This window comes from Synechococcus sp. UW179B (assembly GCF_900474245.1).
Classification (GTDB): Bacteria; Cyanobacteriota; Cyanobacteriia; order PCC-6307; family Cyanobiaceae; genus Synechococcus_C.
This window is the reverse complement of record NZ_UCNZ01000008.1, coordinates 1-22,964: the sequence shown is the minus strand read 5'-3', so window position 1 is coordinate 22,964 and position 22,964 is coordinate 1. Positions and strand designations below refer to the sequence as shown.

The window sequence follows — 22,964 nt, the reverse complement described above, 5'->3', positions numbered from 1 at the left end:
GTTCTTCCGAGTCAAGGCTTTTTTCTGGCCAGCTGAAAAAGATTGAATAGAATGGAATGCGATGAAAAAATATCCCTAAGCCATTGAAAAGGCTGCCAGTGCCGGACTGATCGTTTTCGATTGGGGGGCTCATTGCGACATTCAGCATCCCCTTCCCTCCTTCGGATTTTGCATTGCCTTTGCCTTTTTGTTGTTGCTACTTTGATTGGATGAAACGTTTTCTTGTTCTCGGCGGTCTGCTTTTTTCAGCGTCTCCTGCCTTGGCTGATGACGTCCTTTTTCTGGAGTGCAAGACAACCACACGAGCTGTTTTTACTGAAATTAAAACTCAGAAACTGATCAAAGAGGAGACAAAAGAAGAAACATTGTTTTTGAAGATTGACCTCGCTAACAATAGGTTCATGTCCCATAAGGACAGTCAATGGGATGAAGCACAAATGACAGGCCGTAGCCTAAAAGCTAATCTCAACAAAAATAAAAACGGTTTGTCGTTAAATGGAACCTTGGAGATAGAGATTAATCCGCCAGGTCAATTAAGCTCAGAGGTAGATTTTATCGCTTGGATGATTGCAACCAAGGTGAATATGAACGGCCATTGCAATGAAGTTAATCAGTCTGTATTTGACGCGGCAAAATAATCAGCTGGGGCCCTGGTTAATCTTCTTTTTTATTCAGGTGGGTTCGCATTTGTATAGCCGTCAATGGTGCTGAGCAGATGTTTGGTAATGGCGTCAACGCCAATCAGGCGCTCTACCGGTTCTTCTGTATAGTCGCAATCCTCGTCACCATCGGCATCAAGTTCGCAAGATAGGCCTTCATAGGTGACAACGAGGGTGGGCGCGCTATCGACTTGAAGCTTTTCTGCAAGGGCGGTGAACCCGCCATCAGGTCCACGTAAGGGAACGAATTCGAGTGTGGCTTGTTGAGGCTTTGTAAGTGTTTCTACGTACGCTTTGAGTTTTGCGGTGGGTTCGCAATCTGGCAGTGTGAACACGTATAAAACGTACGGCTTCATCATGTTCATGTACCTTTAGTAGGTAGAAATTACCAGTAATCCTGGCAGCTTCTGAACCCGCATTGTAGCGATTGTGCGGATGGGAATTCATTCCGTTGTGATAGTTGACGAACGAAACATATTGGAACTCTGCATTCACGGCTTTCTCGTTTGAGAGGCTTGGGCTAGGCATGGATGTTCGCCGCTTAAAAGTTTGCTTATCTGTGTTGTTTGTTAAGCCTCTTGAAAGGCAGCCTTGCTGCAGGGGCGTTGACTTGAATGGTGATGGATTAGGGCAGCTGACTCTTGGAGTTTGCCGTTGGTTTGTATCAACGAGTGAGCAAAGTTTGAATAGCTATACAGCTAAGGCAAGCGATGTGCCAACAAAAATGATTTGTTTCATAAAAAAGAACGGTCGCATTCTCCAAGACCGTCCCTTTTGTATGGAGCTAAAACTCCCCAGTCATAGCTCCACAACAAAGATGGCTTAGGGATGGAGAAATGTCCGTAGAGATACATACCCATTTTTCTGTGAGGGTCGGGGGTGGTTCAGCACAAAAAAAGAGTGACGGTCTCCAACGCCACCCTCCCACTGAAGAGATCCAGTCTCTTCAGCAGAAGCTTGAACTGGAAGTCTTGTTTCTTACATAGAGATACATACGCATTGGCGACAGAACGCTGCCAAGCCTCTAAAACAAGCCATTGGTAGGGGCATTCCAGCGGGTGATCGCACGTTGCCCTCGCTCGAAGCCCAGGATGCAAATCGTTCCTGTGCCGAGCTGGAACAGGCGCCCACCGGTTGCTCCGAGTCCCAACCAGGTGCCTGTCAGCGCACGAAGCAAATGTCCGTGGGCGAATAAGGCAACATCCCCTTCCCCCGGCTCCGCTAGGGCGCTGGCAATGGATTGTTCACAGCGTTGTTGCACGGCTTCCGCATCTTCGCCATTGGGGCAGCCATGGCTCCAGACCGTCCAGTTCGGAATGCTCTTGCGAATCTCAGGGGTTGTGATTCCTTCGTAATCGCCGTAATCCCATTCGCGCAAGGTTTCCATGATCCGTCGTTGTTGGCCTAGGCCACCGAGTTCGCAGGTGCGTTTTGCCCGTTGAAGCGGTGAACTAAACACAGCGGCAAACCGATGGGATGTGAGGGCAGGCGCAAGCAGCCTGGCCTCTTCTTCGCCCTCCGGCAGCAAGGGCAAATCGGTGTTGCCGGTGTGCCGTCCATTTTTGGCCCATTCAGTGGCTCCGTGCCGAAGCAACCAGATCTGACGTTCATGGCCCATGGTGTGGATTAGCTCAGTTGAAGATCGGTGCTGTCTGGTCCCTCTTAAGCCCGAATGTCAAACCAGTCATTGCCCGTGACGGGCATTTTGGAGAGCAGCACCCTTTTGACGGTTGCCGTGCTCGGGCCGCGCTCACACCACAGACGAAATTCGTTCAAGGCCATTTCGCCTCCTTCGGCCTGGACCTCCACTCTCCCGTCCTTGAGATTTCGAACCCAACCGCAAAGTTCGAGGTCGAGGGCGCGTCGTCGGCAGCTGTTTCTGAATCCCACCCCTTGCACGCTGCCTTCGATCAGGAACCGCCAGCGCTCCTTCAAGGGCTGTTGTCTCTGACGCGTGGCCTTTATGAATCGGTCGCTATCTGATTCGCCACGGTTTCGAGAGCGTCGCGCCATCGGCATGAGATCGTCGATGAGCTGGCCCAGTGAAGATGCACCCAGCTTGCGTGAACGGTTGGAAGTGCCCATCCTTCTTCTCTGCGATCAACATGCCAGCCATCAACCTGCCACAGCGATTGCCATCTGCCCACAGGTTCCTCGCTGAGTTGCCAGCGGTGAAATTCATGCCCCATCCACTGATCACCTGCCTTCAAAAGCAAGCTGTCACAGCTTGCCGTTAGGCGGCGATATCCCACCTGCAATGACCCGCGTTGGGCGTGAAACGGCAAGACGCCCGCCATGGCATGGGTTTCTCCTTCCCCGTCCATCAGGCTGGTCCCCAACATCAACATGCCGCCACATTCGGCATACAGCGGTTTGCGTTGTACCCAGTCGCGCAGTCCTGACAGGCTTTGTTGGCAACAGCTGAGTTGTTTGGCGTGGAGTTCTGGGAAGCCTCCTGGGATCACCAGTCCATAGGCCTCTTGCGGTAACGGTTCATCCTCCAAGGGGTGCCAAGGGATCACTGGCATCCCCATCGCCTCGAGGCAATCTTGCATCTCGGGGTAACGGAAATGAAACGCGTTGTCTTGGGCGACGGCCACTGGTAGGGGCTCTCGTTCGCTGTCCTCTGCCAGAGCCTTGGCCAACACGGTTTGTATCGGTTCTGGACCTGGTGTTGGCGCTTGCATCAACCGCTCAAAAATCCCCATCTCGAGATGTTGATCAGCGATCGCCGCCCATTGCCCCAGGCGAACGTTCAATTGATCGAGTTCATGGGCTGGTGCCAAGCCCAAATGTCGACTGGGGAGGTCGAGGCTTGAATCCCGCGGAAGGCACCCCAGGCATGGCACATTGATCGCCGCCAACACCTCTTCAAGAAGGGAGCGATGGCGCTCCGTGCTCACGCGATTGAGCACCACACCTGCGAAATGCAGGTCGGGGTCAAGATCACGAAATCCGCTCACGAGCGCGGCGAGTGATCGCGCCTGGCCGCCGGCATCCACCACCAATACCACCGGCAACTGAAGGTGTTTGGCCACGGCGGCGCTGCTCCCTTCTCCGGTTGAGCCGATCCCATCGAACAGCCCCATCACCCCCTCCACGAGGGCTAGGTCGCAGCGACCTCCGTAGCCATGGAAACTGGTCTTCACCCAGTCGGGTCCGCACAAGGGCAGATCCAAGTTGCGGCATGGGCGCCCCGCACTGGCCCCAAGCAGTTGGGGGTCGAGGTAATCGGGTCCCACCTTGAAGGGTTGAATGCTCAATCCCTTCTGTTGCGCCCAAGCGATCAGGCTGAGGCTGAGCAGGGTTTTGCCGCTGCTGCTAGAGGGAGCAGCGATCACACAGGCCATGCTGCTCAGCTAGGAATCAACTGAGAAGCTTGGCAGCTAGAGGGGCCGCCGCCGCCAAGAGCGGGTTGGAGGAATCGTGCCCACCCTCAAGCAGTCGAGCCATGTCGGCTTCCACATGGGTATGAAGCAAGGGCACCACCTCTTCCACGAGTTCCATGCTGGCCATGCCCCCGGCTTCGAGGCGCATGCAACCTCCGGATTCCGCGCAGAGAATCACACACATCGCCCCACCCTGTTCGGGTTTAGAAATGATCCGCAGCCCCACGATTTGTCCCGGATGAATACTGGGTTGCCCCATGGGTACGGGAGACACCCGCAGCGGGACCTCGGTTCCATCGGGACGTTGGAACACGGCGCTGATCGTGGAATCGCTGGTTTTGGCCTCATGCCGATGGGTGGTCTTCAGGGTCCAGCCCAGTCGATCGGCGATCCAAGAGGCCAGCAGCAGGCCTTGGACCGGGTGATCTCCCTCAACATCAATGTCGAGTTGCACCACATGGCTGAGGGCATCGCGACGCTGCGGCGGATCGAACACCATCGCCAGGGTTTGATGCCAGCTGCCCAGCCTTAACCAGTTCAGGTCATTGACGGCTTGGCCGCTTGCGAGCCTATTGGCGAGCAGGGTTAGGCAGTAAGACGGATCGCCAAGAGCGGAATCGAGAATCAGCCTGCGAGGCGCGATTGAGAGCTGCTCCAGTAGCTCAGGCGACTCATCGAGGGGTCCGTTCCACCACACCCAGGAGGGCAGGTCTTCAGGAAGCAGGGGCTGCAAGGTAGTGAGTCCCTCTCGCAGGGCTCCAGTTCCGCCGCGGAGCACCACCACATCTCCACAGGCAACCGTGCCCCCGCCCTCTTCCGGCAAGGGGCAATAGGCGGCCACCAGGGTTTCTAACGGGCGGCTGGAATCCAGGCTGGGGGCAAGGGTGATCAAGCGCCGTGGCCTCAGGGCACTCAAGGCCCCGTCCACATGTTGACCACGAAGGTCATCACTGGTTTGGCTGCCATCAATCTTGGCCAGGCTGTTAGACACCGAGCTCCCCAGCGGCGGGGTGCTGAGGGGGAGATCAAGATCGAGCACCGCTTTCCGTCCAGCCTTTTCGACCTCATCGCGTTGCACGCCCATGATTGGGCCCTCGAGTCTTCCTGTGCGGACCAGTTGCTGTTCCACCCATGCTGGCTGCCAGATCAACAGGCAGAAGGTGTGAGCCCCAATGCTGCTTTCTTGATCGCCGGACCACAGCTGATCGAGGTAATGAGGAACTTCCGAAGGAGGTAGCTCGAGGGGGGTTTGAAGCGTGAGCTGAGGAGACATGTTGCGGCCTGAGGAAGGGCGGAAACGAGGTGAAATTGGATCTTGTTTTGGGCTTGATCTAGGGGCGACGCCAGAGCAGACCGTCTTGGGCTAACAGGGCATCGGCAGCGGCAGGTCCCCAGGTGCGTGACTCGTAGGGGTGAATAGGCAGTTTCCAGGGGCTGTCTTCGATCAGTTCCAGCAGAGGGGTGTACAGCCTCCAAGCTGCCTCCACCTCATCGCTCCGGGTGAAGAGTGTTGGATCGCTCAACATGGCGTCTGCGAGAAGGCGTACATAGCCCTCATCCGATGGTTCGCCAAAGGATTCGTCATAGGAAAATTCCATCTCGACAGGCCGGCTGCGCATGCCTGAGCCTGGAGATTTCACTTCAAATTTGAATTCAGCACCTTCATCGGGCTGAATGCGCAGGATGAGCTGGTTGGCCGTTGGACTGCCACCGGCAGCATCGAAGAGGTGAACGGGGGCTTCGCGGAAGGTCAACACCACTTCGCTCAGACGCTTAGCGAGGCGTTTTCCGGTGCGCACATAAAAAGGAACGCCCTGCCAGCGCCAGTTGTCGATGAACAGCTTCATCGCCACGTACGTCTCCGTGGTGCTGTGGGGATCGACGCCTGGTTCTTGCCGGTAGCCGCTGAGGGGAGCGCCGTCGCTGCCGCCAGGTCCGTATTGCCCGCGGATGCAGCAGTTCCAGGGTTCAAGTTCATCAGCCAGGCGTGCGGCTTGAAGAACCTTGGCCTTTTCACTGCGGATGGCTTCTGGATCAAAGCGTCCAGGGGTTTCCATGGCGGTAATCGCCAACATTTGGGTGAGGTGGTTTTGCACCATGTCGCGCAGGGCACCCGACGTTTCGTAGTAACCGGCCCGCTCTTCGACTCCCACCGTTTCCGAGGCCGTGATCTGAACGCTGGAGATGTAGTTCCGATTCCAGATGGGCTCGAAAATCGCGTTGGCGAACCGCATCACCATGATGTTTTGGACCGTTTCCTTGCCGAGGTAGTGGTCGATGCGAAAGATCTGGTTCTCTTGGCCGCAGCCTTGAACCACCCTGTTGAGGGATTGGGCGCTGCCGTAGTCCCGTCCGAATGGTTTTTCAATCACAACGCGACTGCGTTGGGGATCCTTCAACAGGCCTGCATCGGCCAGAGCGCGGCAGCCACTGGCATAAAACTTCGGTGACACCGATAGGTAAAAGGTGCGGTTGCTTCGTGTGGCTCTAAGACGGTCGATCTCCTGAAGGCGACCCCCGAGTTTCACGACGTCTTCAGGTTTCTGAAGGTCCACCGGTTCGTAAAACATTCCGGCGGAAAATTGCTCCCACGCCTCGGGATGGTCGCGAACCTTGTCACCCATCGCCTCAGCCATTTTGCTGCGGAATTCTTCGTCGCTCCAAGGCCTTCTGGCGCAGCCCAGGAGGGCAAATTCGCTGGGAAGTCGTCGTTGTTGAAACAACTCAAAGAGGGCTGGAACCAGCTTGCGATGGGTCAGGTCGCCGCTTGCTCCAAAAATCACCAGGCACTGGGGAGCGATCACCCGCTCCTGTCGCAGCCCAACCCTTAGTGGGTTCGTGATCGTTGCGGTCATGGCTACAGCACCTCTTAGGAAGGTTTAACCAGGATTTCTCGATCGGACAGCGCAATTCTTCCTGCAGGCTGGGTTTTGTGGCTGTCTCCTGAAAAACAACAGGATTGGCCATCAAAAAAGCCCGCCAATGGCGAGCTTGATTCACTCAACTTTGAGGGTGAGATCTTTGAGGTTTAGTAGGTCTCAACGTGCCAGCGGTGAGCTTTCTTGAGTTTGGGGCGAAGTTCGGACCAGTCGAGCCCCTTCGCTTCTGCTGCTGCGGACATGGCCTCATCAATGCCGGGCTCCATTCCACGTAGGCCACACATATAGACGTGGGTTTTGGGATCCTCGATCATCGCGAAAATCTCTTCTGCATGCTCAGACACGCGGTCTTGGATGTACATCCGGCCACCCTTTGGATTCTGCTGTTCGCGGCTGATGGCTTTGGTGTAGCGGAAATTGTCGGGATATTCCTTCTCGTAATGGAGGAAGTCCTCGTCATAAAGCAGGTTGGCTGTTTTAGGTGCTCCCATGAACAACCAGGCTTTGCCTCGGAATTTCCAGCCGTTCTCTGCCCGTTCTTTTGGTTCAAACATGCGACGCAGATAGGTGCGCATGGGGGCGATTCCGGTGCCGGTGGCCAGCATGATCACATTGGCTTCTTCGTCCTCAGGAAGAAGCATTTCCTTGCCAACAGGCCCTGTGATTTTGACCTTGGTGCCGGGCTCAACGTCGCAGAGGTAGGTCGAGCAAACGCCGTTGATGGTTTCTCCATCCTTTTCGTACTGGAGATGGCGTACACAGAGGGACACCGTGTTGCCCTCGAGATTGTCGCCGTGGCGCGTACTGGCAATCGAGTACAGACGCAGTTTGTGGGGTTTGCCTTTGGCATCTTCACCAGCAGGAACGATGCCGATGCTCTGACCTTCAACGTATTCAAGGTGTGGATCACCACCGCTCAAATCGAAGGTGATGTGCTGCACGCGGCCAATCGCTCCCTCTTTGAGAAGGGAATAATTTTCAGTGACTGTTCCGAGGAAGGGAGCTTTGGGCTTGTACAGATTGACCGGCACAGCTTGAGTTGCGGCCTTGGGTTTGGAAGTAGTCACAGGTGCAGAGACTGGGGGTGCGGATTGAATGGGTGCGGCTGCCGGCTCTGAGCCCGCTGGACTTACCGACTGGATGCGCGCTCCCCTGGAGAGAAGCACGCACATTGTGTCCCGAAGGCGGCTGTAAGAGACGTTTAAGCGAGATAGCTCTGCGCGACGTCCACCCAAGCCTGTGAAGACAATCGTGAATGCCCTTTCATCAGAGGTTGTCTGAGGAGACGCGCTTACTCGCATTGAAAACGTCCTGTTAAGGCGCGACTATAAGCGTCACCACTGACTTGCTACTCAATTTTCGCTGAATTGAAGTTTCTTCCTTAGAGTCAGCGACGTCAATCTTTCAGGATTAGAAGCGAAAACGGTTTGGCATCTACCAGTGGTCTGACACAACTGAAGCGCGGCGAAACGCCCACTGGAGAGGCGATGTCTTCGAATCACCAGCCCATTGAACAAACCGTTGAGAGGATGGCTGATGGCGTTCGTCGCCTCGCCGCTCAGCTGTTAACGCCGGTTTCAGCCGATCAGATTTGGGCTGTTCTGACGGATTACGACCAACTCAGTACTTTCATTCCCAATCTTGCAAGCAGTCGTTTGCTGCTTCGAGAGGGCAACAAAGTGCATTTGCAGCAAGAGGGGTGTCAGCAATTTCTAGGAATGAAGTTTTCGGCTTCTGTGGAGTTAGAGCTCGAAGAATTTCTTTCTGAAGGGGCGCTGAGATTCAAGATGAAGAAGGGCGACTTCCGGCGCTTTGAGGGAACCTGGCGGTTGAGAACCATGCAGGACGCCACAGCCCTCTTCTACGAACTCACCGTGCAGGGCTGTTTAGGAATGCCCATCGGCCTGATCGAACAACGGCTGCGCGACGATCTCACGACCAATCTCAAAGCTGTTGAAGCGGAAGCGCGACGCAGAGCTGCTCACTAACTCTTTTCATCGTTCTTTCAGATCACGTCGCTGGGCTGGCAGAGCAGCCAGTTGCTGGCTTGGAGAGAGTGGTTTCAGGGACGTTGATGTTGGCTTCTAGCGATCTGCAGGCCGTCGTCAAGCGCTGGTTTTGCATAAAAAAAACTCCCCCCGAGAGGAGAGTGTTGATTGGATTCGGATGAAGTCTCATCCAGATCTTCAGTAGCCCCAAGGGGATTCGAACCCCTGTCGCCTCCGTGAAAGGGAGGTGTCCTAGGCCTCTAGACGATGGGGCCAAGAACGTGAACGAAAGGTCTTGAGCACTTCCGTCACCCAGTGAAATTACGGTTCAGCCTGACCCTCCGTCAAGGCAACGTTCTCCTTCTCTTGACCTTGCCCCTGCCAGACGGGCACGTTGAAGGTGAAGCAGGCTCCTTTGTCTGGTTCCGAGATCACCCAGATCCTGCCGCCATGCACTTCCACAATGCGCCGGCAAACCGAGAGTCCAACCCCAAAACCCGAAGCCCCAGCTGATGTTTGAGGAAGCCGGACGCGGTCAAGAAAAATGCGTTGCTGCTCTTCTTCCGGAATGCCTGGTCCGCTGTCGCTGATGCTCACCTGCACCCACTGACTGGTGCGGTGAAGCATGGTTAAGGAGATCAAGCCTCCGTTGGGTGTGTACTTCAGGGCGTTTTCAAGCAAATTGAGGAGCACCTGGCGCATCCTGCGTTGATCCGCAAACACCTTGGGCAGATCCGCAGGGATGTCCGTGTGGATGGTCACATCTCTGCCGAGCCAGAGTTTCTCCAGTTCCAGAATCGCTTCAGCGGCCACACTGGCTAAATCAAGGCGCTGAGGGTTGAACAGGGCTTCCCAGCGTGTGCTTCCCACTTCCAGCAGATCTTTCGACAGCAGGGCGATTTCCTCGAGGCGTCTTTTGAGGACATCCCTGAAGCGATGGATATCGATCTGGCCTAATTGCTGGCTTTGTACGGCAAGAGTTGCAGCGGTGAGTGGCGTCCGTATTTCATGGGCCACCATCCTCAGTAAGCGCTCTTGCGCTTCCAGGCGATCAATCAATGTTTCGTTTTCCTGACGCAGCACCAACAACTGATCTTCGAGTTGGAGCTCCCGTTGGGTGCGGCTGCCATCCAATTCTGTGGGTTTAAGACTTAAACCAAGTCCGCTCACCACCTCGTCCTGCTGCCAGCGCGGCAACCAGCCCCGCAGTTGCTGGAAGATGCTGCTTCCCGCAAACACCTGCTTTGGTTGTGGTTGCAGCTTCACCAAGGATGGTGTCACCACCAGGCGGTGGAGTTCCAGCAACTCAGGTTGTTGGGTTGGATCTGAGATTTGAAGACTGACATCGAACCCGCAATCTTCGTTCTGCAGAAATTCCACCAACTCGCGAAGGTCGCGGCTGGACAAATGGTGGCGACCGGCAACGAGTAACAAACTCAATTGTTGGCGCGGATTGCGATCAATCCCATCCACCGAGGGAGCTACGCAATGTTGAGGCTTACCTTATGGGTTTTTGCTCTGCCTCGCAGATCCGCTAAGAAGAAGGGGAACACTCTGTTGTTACCTAGGAGACGGCATGCCCCTTCTGCCGCTTGAACAACGAGGCTCAAACCCTCCCAACGGAGCGCCCCCGCCCTCTGAGCGCGTGCATCTCGATAGCAATCTGAGACGGTGGTTTGCGCGCAACTTGGGTCTTTGGAGATCGAGGCGTCAATACCTCTTCAACAACGAGGAAGTTTTTTTCCTCGACATGATGATTCGGGTTGAGATCTTTTCGGAATTTCAGTTTGGTGAGCCCCGCTACCGATTTAGTTGGTGGCCTGAACGCGACACCGACTTTTTTGATCGCAAACCCCGCTACGAGAAAGCTGGTGTGATGGAAGCCACCTTGATGGGCCATCAGCTGCAACGGAATCGTGCCTATCTCGAGCCAACGCCTCATCGCACCCGGATTCGACAGGTGGATGAACACGAGATGGTGTTTGAATCCCATTATGGAGATTGGGATGTCCAGGAGTACACCCGGTTAATTGATGAGGACCGCTATCGCTCTCGAGCGATTTACAGCTGGCAAAACAACGTGCTCGAGATCGTTGAACATCATCACGAAACAAGGATGGAGGATGCTTCAGCTCCGATTCCGCTCTGAAAAAGATCCGATTTGGATCAAATTGAGTCAAATTTAGACATCTCTCCACTAGCCCGAAGCGGGGAGGATGCGGCACCATGGCGGCGTATTCCGGTTTGATCCTTTGCGTCCCCTTACCCGACTCCGTACTGCTCTGTCGGCACCATTGCTTCTGCTGCCTCTCTGCTTAGCAGGTCCTGCTGCGATGGCTCAGTCAGCCGGAAAGGCGCCGACGTCGCCTGCAAGCAACGAGGACGTCTTCCTCTATCGCGGTATGGGCTCGTCCTATGTCTGCAATGCCCGCACGGCAGGTATTGGGTTTCCGAAAGCTGTTGGCATTGCTGCCGCAACCTACGTCCAGCTCCTCAATGGACGCCACGGTGGCAAGGTTGCATCGACAGGGAATAAGAAGCTGACCAATGAGCAGCTGTTTGCCGGTGCCGAATTTCAAATCATCACCGGTGCCTTGCAGTTCTGCCCCGACAAGGTGCCTGCCGACGTCAAGACCAAGGTGGAAGACGCGTTGAAGAAACAGAAGGCTGCTCAATAGGCCGCTCAATCATCGGATCAGCCTCCACGGGGATGACGTCTGCACGCCAAGATCGATGCAGACTCTCCTCCCCATGGCTTCCGCCTCCATCACTGCTCCGACCATTCGGCTGAAGGATTACAAGCCCTTCCCCTGGCGTATTCCATCCATTGCTCTGGATGTGGTGATCGGCTCTGATGCCGTTGAGGTGTGCTGTTGCATGGAGCTCACTCCGCTGTTGGGAGCTGAGCCACAAGCGCTTGTGCTTCAAGGGGTGGATTTGTTGTTGCTATCGATCGCCATCGATGACAACGCGCTTAAGCCCTCCGACTACAACGTGACCGCCGAGCGACTGGTGATTCACCAGCCTCCGCAGGTGCCTTTTCAGCTCAAGACGGTCTGCAGGATTGACCCTCAGGCCAACACCTCGCTTGAGGGCCTCTATGCCAGTGGAGGAATGCTTACTACACAGTGCGAAGCCGAGGGGTTTAGGCGGATTACTTATCACCCGGATCGCCCCGATGTGCTCAGTCGTTTCATCGTGCGCATCGAGGCCGATCGCGAGCGTTATCCGGTGTTGCTCTCCAATGGCAATGCCTTAAGTGCTGGGCCCCTTGCTGGTGATCCCACACGCCATGAGGTGACTTGGGAGGACCCCTCCCTCAAGCCGTCCTATCTGTTTGCCTTAGTCGCTGGAAATCTCAACGAAGTCCGCGATCGGTTTGTGACTCGTTCTGGACGGAATGTGACGCTGAGGCTTCACGTGGAGCCAGGCGATGAGCCCTTCACGGCCCATGCCATGGCGTCGTTGAAGCGATCGATGGCTTGGGATGAACAGGTGTACGGCTTGGAATATGACCTGGATGAGTTCAATACCGTTGCGGTGCGCCATTTCAACATGGGCGCGATGGAGAACAAGAGCCTCAATATTTTTAACTCGAAATTAGTGTTGGCCGATGCGGAAACCGCATCCGATGCTGAACTGGAGCGTATTGAAAGTGTGGTTGCCCACGAATATTTCCATAATTGGTCGGGGAATCGCATCACCTGTCGTGATTGGTTTCAACTCTCCTTAAAAGAAGGACTCACCGTCTTTAGGGATCAATGTTTCACAGCTGATCTTCATTCAGAAGCCTTAAAGAGGATTGAAGATGCAGCGATGCTGCGCAACACGCAGTTTCGGGAAGATGCCGGCCCCACAGCCCATCCGGTGAAGCCAGATGCTTATCAGGCGATCGACAATTTTTATACCACCACGATTTACGAGAAGGGCGCTGAGTTGATTCGCATGCTCAGAACGCTTCTGGGCGAGACACGATTCATGCGTGGCATGGCTCTTTACTTCAAACGCCATGACGGTGAAGCGGCCACCACAGACGATTTTGTGTCGGCCATTGTGGAAGGTGCTTGCACTGAGGGTGAATCTCTTGGCTTTGATCTAAAGCAGTTCAAACGTTGGTATGACCAAGCGGGCACTCCCACGGTGACCGTGAAGCGTGATTGGGATTCCACGCGCGGGGTGTTGCGCCTGAGCTTGCGTCAAAGCACCCCGCCAACTCCAGGTCAGCCCAAAAAGCTGCCTCTGGTGATTCCCTTGCTCTGGGCTCTGGTCCCAGCCAATGGTGTGCCTGGGGAAGAGCAGCTCCTCGTGCTGGATCAGGAGGAGCACACGCTGGAACTCAAGGGTTTGCCTTGTTCTGAGCAGCCCCCTGCCCTCTCCCTGTTCAGGCAATTTTCTGCTCCAGTGCACTGGGAGGCGAGTCAAGAGCCGGCTGAGCTGTTCACCTTGTTGGCCTGCGACAACGATCCATTCGCCCGTTGGGATGCGGGACAACAACTGTGGCGAAGGATTCTGCTGGCGCGGGCCTCTGGAACCCCGAATGCCGATTTGGAAGGCCAGATGTTGGAGGCTTTGTCCGTGCTTCTGGCCGCGGCTGGAGAACAGGACCCAGCGGTGCTGGCCACGTTGATGGCCTTCCCCGGTGGCCCTGAGTTGGAAGCACTCCAGCAGGAGGCTGATCCACCAGCGCTCTACCGAGCGGCTTGCGCGCTGCGCGAGCAATTTGGTCAGTCTTTGGCCCCCTTGTTGCGCGAGCGACTGAATGGTGTTGAGGGCGATCTTGCCCTGGCTTGGCCTGAGGGGCAGGGGCAACGACAACTCACCGGTTTGATCTGGGCTTGGCTTGCTGCAGCCGGTGATTCAGCGGTGCGTTCCGATGCTTTGGCTGCCGTCAGTGGTCCGTCGATGACCTTGGCGCGGGCTGCCCTGCGGGCGCTCCAGCCATTGGATTGCCCAGAACGCGAGGATGCCTTGCGGCAATTCCACGATCGTTGGCAAGAGAAGCCAGTGATCTTTGACAGCTGGTTTGCCTTGGAAGCATCCACACCTCGAGCGGATGGCTTGCAGCGTGTTTCCTCTCTTTTGCAGCATCCACGCTTTGATCCGATGGCTCCCAATGCGGTGCGTGCGGTGCTGGGTGGATTCGCTGGGAACCTGTTGGTGTTCCACGCTGAAGATGGCAGCGGCTATCAGTTCATGGCTGAACAAATCATTGCCTTGGATCAGCGCAATGCAATTACGGCGTCGCGCCTGGCCAAGGTTTTCAGTCGTTGGGGCACCTACAGCAGCAAGCGTCAGGCGCTTGTGAAGGCAGCCCTTGATCAACTCTCTGCCGCTCAGCTGTCCTCCAACACGCGCGAAGTTGTGGAGATGATGTTGGGATGAAGCCCGCTTAATCAATAAGAGTAAAAGTCATTACTCTGCTCCCATTTGTTTAAACAATTCCTTGCGGTATTGAGCTCCTTCTGATCCTGAATGTTTTCCCCATAATCCTTCCCAATAAAAGTAAATAACGCCATAGCCGCGATCATTTGCCAGTCGTACTTTTTCCTTCAATACATCCATTGAAGTTGTCCGTTTGCCGAAGCCAGCTAAGACGCCAATTTGGATGGGGATGCCCCATTCTCGGGCTTTGCGTAGGGCGGGCTGGTCGAGATCTTTGGCATACCCCCTGAGGGAATAGGCATAGTTTTGAACCACAAGATCATCAATCAGTTGACCCACGGCCCAGAGCTCCCAATCTTGAAGCCAGTTGTTGTAAGCAAACCGAAAGGGGCCTGGCGACAGGCTAATGCGCACCGGCAGTGATTCTTGTTCCAAGCGGATGCGAAGGTCGCGCAGTAAACCGGTGAGTTGGCGGCGACGCCAGGTCATCCAATAGCGATTGGTGTAATCGCGGGGTGGAGCCATGCCGAATTCGGCCTTGTAAAGCGCTGAGGTGTAAGGGTCGTAACCCAATTCCACTGGCCAAGCGAAGTGGTCGTCGAGTTGCAGCCCGTCCATCCGGCAGCGTTTCATCACCTCCACCACGAGGCCGATGAAGCGCTCGCGCACTTGGGGGTGCGCAGGATTGAGCCACACCATCTCCTTGCCGTGCATCTTCATCACCGGGTCACCGTTGGCCCGTGACAACACCCACTCCGGATTGGCTTGAACCACCTCTGCCGAGGCGGGCTCCATTAATCCGTATTCAAACCAGGGCACCACTTTCATCCCGCGCTTGTGTGCTTCCTTGCTCAAAGTGCAAATCGGATCCACCGTCACACCAGCGGTCTTGAGGGCTGGCTCCAGCGGGGCAAAGTCACTGGTGTGAAACGTCGTGCCACGACTCCAAACATTGGGATAGAGCACGGAGAATCCCGCTTGCTCAAGCTCATCCACGGCTTGTTTGATGGTCCGCTGGTCGTAATACAGCGGGCTTGGACTATTGGTGAGCCAGACCCCCAGCGCCTGTTTTCGTTCCACACTCGGTAGACGACTTTTGCTCAGCAGCACGTCGGTGGCTTGGCCAAACGTGGCTGGCGGGGCCATGAGCAGGAGGAATGGAAGGCCGAGCGCCGAAAAAAAGTGTCGCAACACGACAGATCAAGCTTGGGTTGAGTTAGCGGAACATCGAGCTGACAGAACTTTCCTCATGGATGCGCCAGATCGCTTCGCCGAGCATGTTGGCAACCGAGAGCACATGGAGTTGGTCAAATGTGCGATCGGGTTCGATTGGAATGCTGTTGGTGACCACCACCTGCTCGAAAAGCCCCTCTGCCGACAAGCGTTCAATGGCTGGAGGCGAGAACACAGGATGGGTGGCACAGGCAATCACCCTTTCGGCTCCTTGCTCTCTCAGCAGCCTGGCGCCGGAACAGATCGTGCCTCCGGTATCAATCATGTCGTCGATCAGGATCGCCGTGCGGCCACTCACATCTCCAATCACGGTGAGGCTTTCAGCCATGTTGTGACCGGTGCGCCGCTTGTCGATGATGGCGAGAGGAGCGTCGTTCATTTGCTTGGCAAAGGCTCGGGCCCTGGCCACGCCACCGACGTCAGGCGACACCACCACCACCTCTCCCAGGTTTTGGGCGGAGAGGTAATCCACAAGCACGGGGGAGCCGTAAATGTGATCACAGGGAATGTCGAAATACCCCTGGGTCTGGGCTGAGTGCAGATCCATCGCCAGCACGCGATCCACTCCCGACTTGACGAGCAAATTGGCGGTGAGCTTGGCGGCAATGGATTCCCGACCGGCTGTTTTTCGGTCTGCGCGGGCGTAGCCGTAATAGGGGACCACCGCGGTGATCTGTCGCGCCGATGCCCGCCTGCAGGCATCCACCATGATCAGCAGCTCCATCAGGTTGTCGTTCACCGGAGCGCAGGTGGGTTGGATCAGGAATACATCGCAACCACGAATCGATTCCTGAATTTGCACATACAGCTCACCATCGGCGAAGCGCTTGCAAACCTTCGGGCCATCGGGCACACCGAGATAGGCGGCAATTTCTCGCGCTAGTGCGGGATTTGAGGTGCCGCTAAACAGGCGAAGACGTCTGGTGTCGTGCTGCAATTTCTCTTGCTCGGCTCGGGCAGCGGTGAGGAAACTTGTCACGATGCCCGCGTTTGAGAACGGCGATGATCCGATCGTAGTGCTGCATCGCCTTCCTATCCATAAACGGTGCGGATCGGATCTCCCTAGGGTCGATCAATGCTCGATTTCACCTTGGCTCTTGTCGGAGCTGGCCCCCTTCCTGAGCTCTCGATGCGTGAGGGTGCTCTTCAGCTTGCCGATCGCTTTTCGGCTGAGTTGGTGCCGTTGGCCTGTGGGTCGGACCCCCATAGCGGCTTGCAGGCACTGGCCTCGCGGCAGCGCGATCACAATCGCCCCACACTGCTGCGTTTGAGTGGAGACGCGGCGATGGCAGAGGGCTCGTCGGGAAGCTGGCTTGATGCGCTGGCCGCCTGGCGATGTCCTGTGCTGCTGTTGGTTCAGCCCAATGCAGCTGGTTTGATCCCAGGCATGGCACCGGCCTCCGTCGCCCTGTGCCACTCCCTCAACATTCCATTGGTTGGCTTAGCCCAACTTGGCGGCCGCTGGGATCTAACGGCCCGTCGCAGGGATGGCTTGCCCTGGTGTGGTCACTTGGATACGACCGATGATGGTGAGGCTGCTTCGGATGCGCTTGTTCGTTCCATCCAGCAGCGCTGGAAACGCATGAACCCAGCCATCAGTTCTGAGCTGGCCAGATTGGCAAGTTGAGATCTGGCTTCAATTCGCGCAGACTCTGTTGTCCGGCCCGTGGTGCCAGCGGCAGCTCCGTAATCACAGGTGGTGCTGGCGCATTGATCGCTGCTGCTACCAGGCTCAGCATCTCCGTGGTGCTGATATCTGTCGTGACTTGATTGGAGAACACATTCAGCAGCTCGGGCACCACGGTGACGACATCGATTTCAGCTAACTGCTGATGCACCCCTTGGAGCAGCAGGCCTTGTCTCACTCTGCGCTGATGGTCGTCATGGGGCTTGGGTTTATGCCGTACGAGTTGTTCTGCCTGAGCGCCGTTCAATGTTTGGAGTCCGGCCTGCAGATTCACGCTGTAACCCTGGGATTTGTCCTCGTATTTGTAGGTTTGGTTCAGGGTGACTTCGATATCTCCAAGTCCTTCCACGAATCGGCGTAAGCCCTGTCTGGAGAGGACTAAGTAGCGATCTGGCTTGTTCACAGGCAGATCGATCAGCTCGCCAACGACGTCAGAGGTCAGGGCGATTCCACCGTGTTGCCACGTTTTGGAAAGCGCTTGCATCTCCTCGATCCCTGGCAGTTGAACGGCCAGTTCTGTCGGCAACTGCAAAATTTGAACGGGGTGCTTGGCGCTGATATTGACCAGCATCAAGCTGTCGGCGTTGGCAGGCCCTTGCGGCGCCGCTTGATTGGAGACGGCATTGATCGTGTCTGCATCAAGGCCGACGACCAGCACCATCACGGCTTGTTCCGGGAGCGGAGCGAGGCTTGTGAACCCATCGGACGACGGCACATCGGCGCCGGCAACGTCTGGTTTGGGCCAGATCGTTGCAAGCGCTGTGCCTGCTAAGGCAGTGCCCAACAATGCAGCACCAATACGCAAAAGACTTCGCCCGGGGCGGTCGCCCAACCAGCTTTTGCGCGGCTTTTGCTGCGAGTCCCCACTCAACGCTGGCTCCCCCATGCGTGATGTTCTGATCATTGATCAGCCAGTCTCGCTCAGCCTCGCTGAATTGGGAATCAAAGCCTTAGCCGCGAACTGCCATTGGACCCAAAGGAAGGTTGCATCTCCTGATGGATCTTGGTTCCAGGAAAAGATTGAAGATCTGGGATAAGTCTTCTTTGTGTTCTGATTCAGCGGCTGATGGATTTTTTTTTGGACGACGAAGGAGGTCTCGTTAAAACAGAGCAGCATCCCCTAACTCTTGGCCAGCCATTCCTTCTTTGTGGACCCTTGCGAAAAATTGTTCGAGGGTGTCATCGCCAAAGGAAGGGGTTGAATCGGGGTCATAGCAAGCACGCTTTTCGTCCCATACCAACATCGATTCACTGGCGTAATAGCAACCGATACGGGCGAATTCAGCTGTGTCTTCCACGGCTGGTATCAGCTCTGCAACTTTTTCTAATAGGGCCGTTGGGGCATTCATCAATGCCATCGGTAACGAAAGCATTCTCGGGGAGCGGCCTAATGTTTTGAAGAGCATTTCCCCTTGCGTCCGCGCGCTCAAGGCCGGGCCGGGTCCCCCGATGGGTAAAACTTGGTTCACTTTGTCTGTTTCATGAACGCAATTAGCTAAGAAGCATGCAAGATCTTGTTCACTGATTGGCTTGCAACTTGTTAGCTCTCCATTGCCAAACATGACATAAGGAGCTCCTTTTTTGCAGCTCTCAAATTGGCCAGCAATGCTTTTAAAAAAGGCTGTTGGACGAACAATGGTATGGGTGATTTCTTTGTCTTCCTGAAGCTGTCTTTCGAAGGCAAGCTTCGCTTTTTGGAATTCTAAAATTGGCTTTTGTACGCAGATGGCTGAAAGCATCACGAAATGCGCTACCCCAGCCTTACGTCCTTCGCTGTAAGTATTGAGGTTGGCTTGATAATCAATGGCCCATGAATCCTTCTTGCCACCTGTTCTCGATGCCAGGCAAGAAATCACCACATCGGTGGGTTCGTTGAAGGCATGTGTTGCCAGGGAAGCTGGATTGGTGACATCTCCAAATCTCACCTCTGCGCCAGGAAAATCGGCCACCACCTCTGCTTGACCCTGGCGCCCTCCAATTCCACTGGAGTCGCGGGCGAAGGCCATTACCCGATACCCACGCTTCACCAGCTCTTTGACGACAAATCGTCCGATGTATCCGGTGGCCCCGAAGACGGCCACTCTCACTTGATCGGGAGAACGTTCGCGAAAATCATGGCGTGGTAATTGGGGGGAGAGCACGTCATCACCAGATCAACCGGAACCAACGCTAAGGCGCGAATCCTCTGATTACAAAGGAAACCGGCTAAGAACTTTCAGTCATGGCGATGCGCTAAGCCGCGCGTGTCGATCGTTGTTGAGACACTCCGTAAGATCAAAAAGGTCGAATCCATTCATGCCCTTCGACCGTCTGACTCCCCGAATGATTGGCTTCGATGGTTAAACACTCCAGAAGCGAAAGGGGGCAGAGGGTTGGTGTTCTCCTGCATCCCACGGCCCTGCCGGATTCACCGGTGTGTGGAAGCTTTGGACGGTCAGCCCGCGCCTGGTTGAAGGCTTTGGCGGATCATGGCATCAATGTTTGGCAGATTTTGCCCCTGGCTCCTCCTGATGGCACAGGGTCGCCTTACAGCTCCCCCTCCAGTTTTGCCCTGAACCCTTGGCTTCTGGATGCCGAAGATTTGGCAGAAGAGAGCTTTTTGGCGTCCAGTGATCTTGAGCATCTCCCCGGCGCTGAGCCCAAGCCGGAAGCCAGCGCTGAGGTGGATTTTCCGTTGGCGGATGCGCGTGCTGCGGCCCTGGCCCATGCGCTTGCAGCCCATTGGCCTCAGCAATCCTCTGCGCGCAAACAACAATTTGAACGCTGGAAAGTCGACCAAACGCATTGGCTCTCGGATCACGTCAATTTTGTGGTGCTCCGTGAGCAACACAGCGGTTTGCCCTGGTGGTCTTGGCCCCATCCGCTCGCTGTGCAGCAACCTGCTGCCTTGGTGCAGTGGCGGCTTCAGCATGGTGAGGCCTTGCTGGAGCAGGAACTTCTCCAATGGCATCTCGATCGTCAGTGGCAACGTCTGCGCGTGCAAGCTCGGGAGTTAAACATCGAGATCCTTGGTGATCTGCCCTTTTATGTGGCTCGCGATAGCGCCGATGTTTGGAGCCATCGCTCCCTGTTTTCGATTGCGGCTGATGGACGCTTGCGGCTTCAGAGCGGCGTGCCGCCCGATTATTTTTCGGAGACCGGGCAGCTTTGGGGAACACCGGTTTACAGCTGGGGCAGGCACCGGCGGACTGGATTTCGTTGGTGGCGCAATCGCTTGAAGCGGCAGTGGAGGCTTGCCGACCGCCTGCGCTTGGATCATTTCAGAGCCCTCGCAGGATTTTGGGCTGTTCCCGGCGATGACGACACGGCCCAAAATGGGGTGTGGCAGCGCTCACCCGGCCATGAGTTGTTGCGCCTGCTTCGTCGCGATGCCGGAGGGAAGCTTCCTCTCGTTGCCGAAGATCTTGGCGTGATCACGCCAGATGTGGAACGGCTCCGTGATCGCTTTCGTTTACCAGGGATGAAGGTGTTGCAATTTGCCTTTGATGGCAACCCCAAGAACCCCTATTTGCCGCGCAATATCAAAGGCCGCCGCTGGGTGGTCTACACCGGTACCCATGACAATCCCACAACGATGGGGTGGTGGCAGAGGCTGGATGAATCCTCTAGGCGCCAGCTTGGTGAGCTGCTGGGATGTCATGTGGAGTCACCCGGATGGCAATTGATGGAACTCGGAATGGCAACGTCCGCTGAGCTCGTCGTGTCTCCTTTGCAGGATTTGCTGCATTTGGATGATCAAGCCCGATTCAATACGCCAGGCACTGTTGGCGGCAATTGGTGCTGGCGGATGAGCGCTTTTGACGAGGCCTTGCAAGGAGCTCTCAAGGGTTACGGGGAGAGAGCAGCGGTCTGGGGCAGGTGATAGGAACCAGGTTGATTGGCTTTTGGAGCGAGAACTTGTCCGTTCCAGCTCACGGAGTCGGCCTCGCCTGGTGGTGGGTTGATGCTGAGGTCCACTGGGGGTAACAGCTGCAAGGTCACGGTTCCAGTGGCTCCCTGAAGGTTGGTTCGATCTCCTCCTTCACTGCGCAGATTGATCTGCCGTGGCTGGTTGAGGTTGATCTCGAGTACGCCGGGTTTTGTGAGTTGATCGAGAGGAAGAGCAGGCTGTCCAGGACTGGCAGTGATCACCTCCTCTAGCGGGCGCAAACCCTTCAACATCTGATCACTGTCCAGCGGTGTATTAATCGGGATTGGCCTTGGCGAGAAGGCATTGAGGTTGATCAGATGACGTTGTTGATGGTTCAGAGCCAGAATCGATCCGAGGATCACAGCGCCATAGACCACGCTTCCTTGCCATGTGGTGAAGATATCGATGCTGCCAAGAGTGAAGCGCGTGCCTCGCCCGTTGGTCGCTAAGCGAGTCGATCCGGGTTTGTTCGGGAGCGCTGCAAGAAGGCTGTTGTTTGGAAGGTCGAAATAGGTCTCCAAGCGCTGCAACATCGCCACTAGATAGGCGGGTTCCGGGAGGCGGTCTTGCCAGCCGCGTTCGAGAGCTTCCAGAACCGGTGTTGTGATTCTCACCTCTTTGGAGAGGTCTCGCATGCTGAGGCCCTTTCGTTCTCTCTGTTCTCGCAGCAGTTGTCCTGCCTCCTCCAGGGAGTTTTTGCGACTCTCAAGCGGCGTGGGAGCTTGTTGCTTGTTTTTGAGACGTCGCCAAGGGAGGGAAAACTTCATCGCGGCGATGCCGTTATCAGGGGCACTCGTTCCGTTCCAAACGGATAGAGGTCCATTCTGAACCTGTTAACTCGCGCCAGTGGCCCTCTGGCAAAGAACCGAGATCAATGGACGAGATGGCTGTTCGTTGAAGATCCAGCACCGGGTGGCCAAGGGCGTCGGCCACCCGGCGGATTTGGCGATTCCTTCCCTCCGTGAGGATGACTTGTAAAAGCGATTGGTTGGCTTCTTGTTTCAGCAGGGAAACCTCGGCCGGTTGTGTGGGTATACCGTCGAGGTTCACACCGTTGCGCCAGCGCTGCAGCGTTGTGGATGTGGGCTTCCCCCTAACCAGCACTTTGTAGGTTTTGCGGTGCGCATAGCGGGGGTGCGTGAGCTGCAAGGTGATGGCACCTTGATTGGTTAACAGGAGAGCTCCGCGGCTGTCTCCATCCAGTCGGCCAATGGGGTGAAGGCCGCGTCGGAGCGACTCGGGTATGAGATCGAGAACCGTCTTACGCCCTTGGGGATCACTGCAGCTGCTGATGACCCCGGGGGGTTTGTTGAGCAGGATCAGTCTTGGGCTCGAGGGCTGAGACAGGGGACAGCCATCCACCTCGATGCGGTCGATGCTTGGATCGGCTTGGTCGCCAAGTCCCGCTGTGACCTGATTCACCATGACGCGGCCCTCGCGCAGAAGGTCTTCAGCGTGTCGCCGCGAACAGACCCCAGCAGCTGCGATCAGTTTTTGCAACCGTTGGCGGCTCACCGGTTCACTCCTTGGTGTCGATCAGAGATCATCGTTCGCTACGACAAAAAGCAACGTCTTTAATCCCGCTCTGACTCAGGTTTGATGCCGTAGTGGTCGAGGGAAGTAACGGTAATGACAGAAAAGGTATCAGTTTCGTCATTTTGTCAAGTGGATTCAGCAGGTGCCAACGTGAAGAAAATCATAAAAAGTGGTAGATTAGGAAACGAAAACGTTTCGTAATTGCCGATGGCGCCCTTGGCTCTGCTCCCCGATGCGGACCTCGTGCGTTCGTATTTGCGAGACATCGGCCGAGTGCCGTTGTTGAGCCATCAGCAGGAGA

At 55.9% G+C, this 22,964-nt stretch carries 22 protein-coding genes and 1 tRNA gene; 8 read left to right on the top strand and 15 right to left on the bottom strand.

What is annotated here, in order from left to right:
- Window positions 1-209 precede the first annotated feature (209 nt).
- Window positions 210-638: a hypothetical protein gene (locus tag DXY38_RS04480; protein WP_115070645.1), complete on the top strand. Its 429-nt coding sequence runs from the start codon at window positions 210-212 to the stop codon at window positions 636-638.
- A gap of 29 nt (window positions 639-667) precedes the next feature.
- On the opposite strand, the gene DXY38_RS04475 is transcribed toward DXY38_RS04480, so the two are convergent.
- The 7 genes from DXY38_RS04475 to DXY38_RS04445 all read right to left on the bottom strand — a co-directional run bounded on the left by DXY38_RS04475 (window position 668) and on the right by DXY38_RS04445 (window position 8,228).
- Window positions 668-994, bottom strand: a complete 327-nt coding sequence (locus DXY38_RS04475; RefSeq protein ID WP_115070644.1) for a hypothetical protein — start codon at window positions 992-994, stop codon at window positions 668-670.
- Between the two features lie 689 nt (window positions 995-1,683).
- Entirely contained in the window at window positions 1,684-2,277 is a 594-nt protein-coding gene (locus tag DXY38_RS04470) for a histidine phosphatase family protein (RefSeq protein WP_115070643.1), read from the bottom strand.
- A 44-nt stretch (window positions 2,278-2,321) separates the two neighbouring features.
- Complete coding sequence (locus DXY38_RS04465; protein ID WP_006852292.1) at window positions 2,322-2,672, bottom strand: acylphosphatase; 351 nt, start codon at window positions 2,670-2,672, stop codon at window positions 2,322-2,324.
- The gene (locus DXY38_RS04460; RefSeq protein WP_115070642.1) at window positions 2,621-4,009 is read right to left on the bottom strand and encodes a cobyrinate a,c-diamide synthase; all 1,389 of its coding nucleotides are present in this window, start codon (window positions 4,007-4,009) and stop codon (window positions 2,621-2,623) included. The genes DXY38_RS04465 and DXY38_RS04460 overlap by 52 nt, the downstream gene beginning before the upstream one ends.
- A 16-nt stretch (window positions 4,010-4,025) precedes the next feature.
- Complete coding sequence (locus tag DXY38_RS04455; protein WP_115070641.1) at window positions 4,026-5,321, bottom strand: glucose-6-phosphate dehydrogenase assembly protein OpcA; 1,296 nt, start codon at window positions 5,319-5,321, stop codon at window positions 4,026-4,028.
- 58 nt (window positions 5,322-5,379) lie between these two features.
- Window positions 5,380-6,903, bottom strand: coding sequence for a glucose-6-phosphate dehydrogenase (zwf, locus tag DXY38_RS04450; protein ID WP_006852295.1), 1,524 nt, complete (start codon window positions 6,901-6,903; stop codon window positions 5,380-5,382).
- Window positions 6,904-7,076: 173 nt separating this feature from the next.
- Window positions 7,077-8,228 carry an FAD-binding oxidoreductase gene (locus DXY38_RS04445; RefSeq protein ID WP_115070640.1) on the bottom strand — a complete coding sequence of 384 codons (1,152 nt, stop codon included), beginning with the start codon at window positions 8,226-8,228 and terminating at the stop codon, window positions 7,077-7,079.
- Window positions 8,229-8,414: 186 nt separating this feature from the next.
- On the opposite strand from DXY38_RS04445, the gene DXY38_RS04440 reads away from it, so the two are divergent.
- The gene (locus DXY38_RS04440) at window positions 8,415-8,915 is read left to right on the top strand and encodes an SRPBCC family protein (protein ID WP_115070663.1); all 501 of its coding nucleotides are present in this window, start codon (window positions 8,415-8,417) and stop codon (window positions 8,913-8,915) included.
- A 202-nt stretch (window positions 8,916-9,117) separates the two neighbouring features.
- Here the strand turns inward: DXY38_RS04440 and DXY38_RS04435 are convergent.
- Window positions 9,118-9,190, bottom strand: a tRNA-Glu gene (locus DXY38_RS04435).
- A gap of 46 nt (window positions 9,191-9,236) precedes the next feature.
- Window positions 9,237-10,388, bottom strand: coding sequence for a histidine kinase (locus DXY38_RS04430; protein ID WP_115070639.1), 1,152 nt, complete (start codon window positions 10,386-10,388; stop codon window positions 9,237-9,239).
- 103 nt (window positions 10,389-10,491) lie between these two features.
- Here DXY38_RS04430 and DXY38_RS04425 point away from each other — a divergent pair, with 103 nt between their 5' ends.
- From DXY38_RS04425 to pepN, 3 genes are all read left to right on the top strand, one after another.
- Complete coding sequence (locus DXY38_RS04425) at window positions 10,492-11,064, top strand: hypothetical protein (RefSeq protein WP_006852299.1); 573 nt, start codon at window positions 10,492-10,494, stop codon at window positions 11,062-11,064.
- 67 nt (window positions 11,065-11,131) lie between these two features.
- On the top strand, window positions 11,132-11,593 hold the full coding sequence (locus DXY38_RS04420) for a cAMP phosphodiesterase (protein WP_115070638.1): 462 nt from the start codon (window positions 11,132-11,134) through the stop codon (window positions 11,591-11,593).
- Between the two features lie 73 nt (window positions 11,594-11,666).
- The gene (gene pepN, locus DXY38_RS04415) at window positions 11,667-14,297 is read left to right on the top strand and encodes an aminopeptidase N (RefSeq protein ID WP_244279008.1); all 2,631 of its coding nucleotides are present in this window, start codon (window positions 11,667-11,669) and stop codon (window positions 14,295-14,297) included.
- Window positions 14,298-14,327: 30 nt separating this feature from the next.
- Here pepN and DXY38_RS04410 read toward each other — a convergent pair whose 3' ends face one another.
- Together DXY38_RS04410 and DXY38_RS04405 are read right to left on the bottom strand one after the other, a co-directional pair.
- A complete protein-coding gene (locus DXY38_RS04410) occupies window positions 14,328-15,443 on the bottom strand; it encodes a glycoside hydrolase family 10 protein (RefSeq protein ID WP_115070662.1) in 1,116 nt (371 codons plus the stop codon).
- A gap of 70 nt (window positions 15,444-15,513) precedes the next feature.
- Window positions 15,514-16,509 carry a ribose-phosphate pyrophosphokinase gene (locus DXY38_RS04405; RefSeq protein WP_006852303.1) on the bottom strand — a complete coding sequence of 332 codons (996 nt, stop codon included), beginning with the start codon at window positions 16,507-16,509 and terminating at the stop codon, window positions 15,514-15,516.
- A 96-nt stretch (window positions 16,510-16,605) separates the two neighbouring features.
- Between DXY38_RS04405 and DXY38_RS04400 the strand changes: the two genes are divergently transcribed.
- Window positions 16,606-17,157, top strand: coding sequence for a hypothetical protein (locus DXY38_RS04400; protein WP_115070636.1), 552 nt, complete (start codon window positions 16,606-16,608; stop codon window positions 17,155-17,157).
- On the opposite strand, the gene DXY38_RS04395 is transcribed toward DXY38_RS04400, so the two are convergent.
- Together DXY38_RS04395 and DXY38_RS04390 are read right to left on the bottom strand one after the other, a co-directional pair.
- A complete protein-coding gene (locus DXY38_RS04395; RefSeq protein ID WP_244279007.1) occupies window positions 17,126-18,121 on the bottom strand; it encodes an LCP family protein in 996 nt (331 codons plus the stop codon). The genes DXY38_RS04400 and DXY38_RS04395 overlap by 32 nt on opposite strands.
- Before the next feature lie 196 nt (window positions 18,122-18,317).
- Window positions 18,318-19,358 carry an NAD(P)-dependent oxidoreductase gene (locus DXY38_RS04390; RefSeq protein WP_115070634.1) on the bottom strand — a complete coding sequence of 347 codons (1,041 nt, stop codon included), beginning with the start codon at window positions 19,356-19,358 and terminating at the stop codon, window positions 18,318-18,320.
- A gap of 194 nt (window positions 19,359-19,552) precedes the next feature.
- On the opposite strand from DXY38_RS04390, the gene malQ reads away from it, so the two are divergent.
- The gene (gene malQ, locus DXY38_RS04385; RefSeq protein ID WP_115070661.1) at window positions 19,553-21,079 is read left to right on the top strand and encodes a 4-alpha-glucanotransferase; all 1,527 of its coding nucleotides are present in this window, start codon (window positions 19,553-19,555) and stop codon (window positions 21,077-21,079) included.
- Here malQ and DXY38_RS04380 read toward each other — a convergent pair.
- Both DXY38_RS04380 and DXY38_RS04375 read right to left on the bottom strand, forming a co-directional pair.
- On the bottom strand, window positions 21,046-21,894 hold the full coding sequence (locus DXY38_RS04380) for a RodZ family helix-turn-helix domain-containing protein (protein WP_115070633.1): 849 nt from the start codon (window positions 21,892-21,894) through the stop codon (window positions 21,046-21,048). The two genes, malQ and DXY38_RS04380, sit on opposite strands and share 34 nt — an antisense overlap.
- A 16-nt stretch (window positions 21,895-21,910) precedes the next feature.
- Window positions 21,911-22,642, bottom strand: coding sequence for a pseudouridine synthase (locus DXY38_RS04375; protein ID WP_115070632.1), 732 nt, complete (start codon window positions 22,640-22,642; stop codon window positions 21,911-21,913).
- 228 nt (window positions 22,643-22,870) lie between these two features.
- On the opposite strand from DXY38_RS04375, the gene DXY38_RS14135 reads away from it, so the two are divergent.
- Window positions 22,871-22,964, top strand: a 94-nt coding sequence (locus DXY38_RS14135) for a sigma-70 factor domain-containing protein (RefSeq protein WP_136988025.1), incomplete at its 3' end; no start/stop codon positions are given.

Coding starts and splice junctions, on each gene's coding strand:
- DXY38_RS04480 (WP_115070645.1), top strand. CDS start 210: ATGAAACGTTTTCTTGTTCTCGGCGGTCTGCTTTTTTCAGCGTCTCCT.
- DXY38_RS04470 (WP_115070643.1), bottom strand. CDS start 2,277: ATGGGCCATGAACGTCAGATCTGGTTGCTTCGGCACGGAGCCACTGAA.
- DXY38_RS04465 (WP_006852292.1), bottom strand. CDS start 2,672: ATGGCGCGACGCTCTCGAAACCGTGGCGAATCAGATAGCGACCGATTC.
- DXY38_RS04460 (WP_115070642.1), bottom strand. CDS start 4,009: ATGGCCTGTGTGATCGCTGCTCCCTCTAGCAGCAGCGGCAAAACCCTG.
- DXY38_RS04455 (WP_115070641.1), bottom strand. CDS start 5,321: ATGTCTCCTCAGCTCACGCTTCAAACCCCCCTCGAGCTACCTCCTTCG.
- zwf (WP_006852295.1), bottom strand. CDS start 6,903: ATGACCGCAACGATCACGAACCCACTAAGGGTTGGGCTGCGACAGGAG.
- DXY38_RS04445 (WP_115070640.1), bottom strand. CDS start 8,228: ATGCGAGTAAGCGCGTCTCCTCAGACAACCTCTGATGAAAGGGCATTC.
- DXY38_RS04440 (WP_115070663.1), top strand. CDS start 8,415: ATGTCTTCGAATCACCAGCCCATTGAACAAACCGTTGAGAGGATGGCT.
- DXY38_RS04425 (WP_006852299.1), top strand. CDS start 10,492: ATGCCCCTTCTGCCGCTTGAACAACGAGGCTCAAACCCTCCCAACGGA.
- DXY38_RS04420 (WP_115070638.1), top strand. CDS start 11,132: ATGCGGCACCATGGCGGCGTATTCCGGTTTGATCCTTTGCGTCCCCTT.
- pepN (WP_244279008.1), top strand. CDS start 11,667: ATGGCTTCCGCCTCCATCACTGCTCCGACCATTCGGCTGAAGGATTAC.
- DXY38_RS04410 (WP_115070662.1), bottom strand. CDS start 15,443: ATGGCCCCGCCAGCCACGTTTGGCCAAGCCACCGACGTGCTGCTGAGC.
- DXY38_RS04400 (WP_115070636.1), top strand. CDS start 16,606: ATGCTCGATTTCACCTTGGCTCTTGTCGGAGCTGGCCCCCTTCCTGAG.
- DXY38_RS04395 (WP_244279007.1), bottom strand. CDS start 18,121: ATGATCAGAACATCACGCATGGGGGAGCCAGCGTTGAGTGGGGACTCG.
- malQ (WP_115070661.1), top strand. CDS start 19,553: ATGGTTAAACACTCCAGAAGCGAAAGGGGGCAGAGGGTTGGTGTTCTC.
- DXY38_RS04380 (WP_115070633.1), bottom strand. CDS start 21,894: ATGAAGTTTTCCCTCCCTTGGCGACGTCTCAAAAACAAGCAACAAGCT.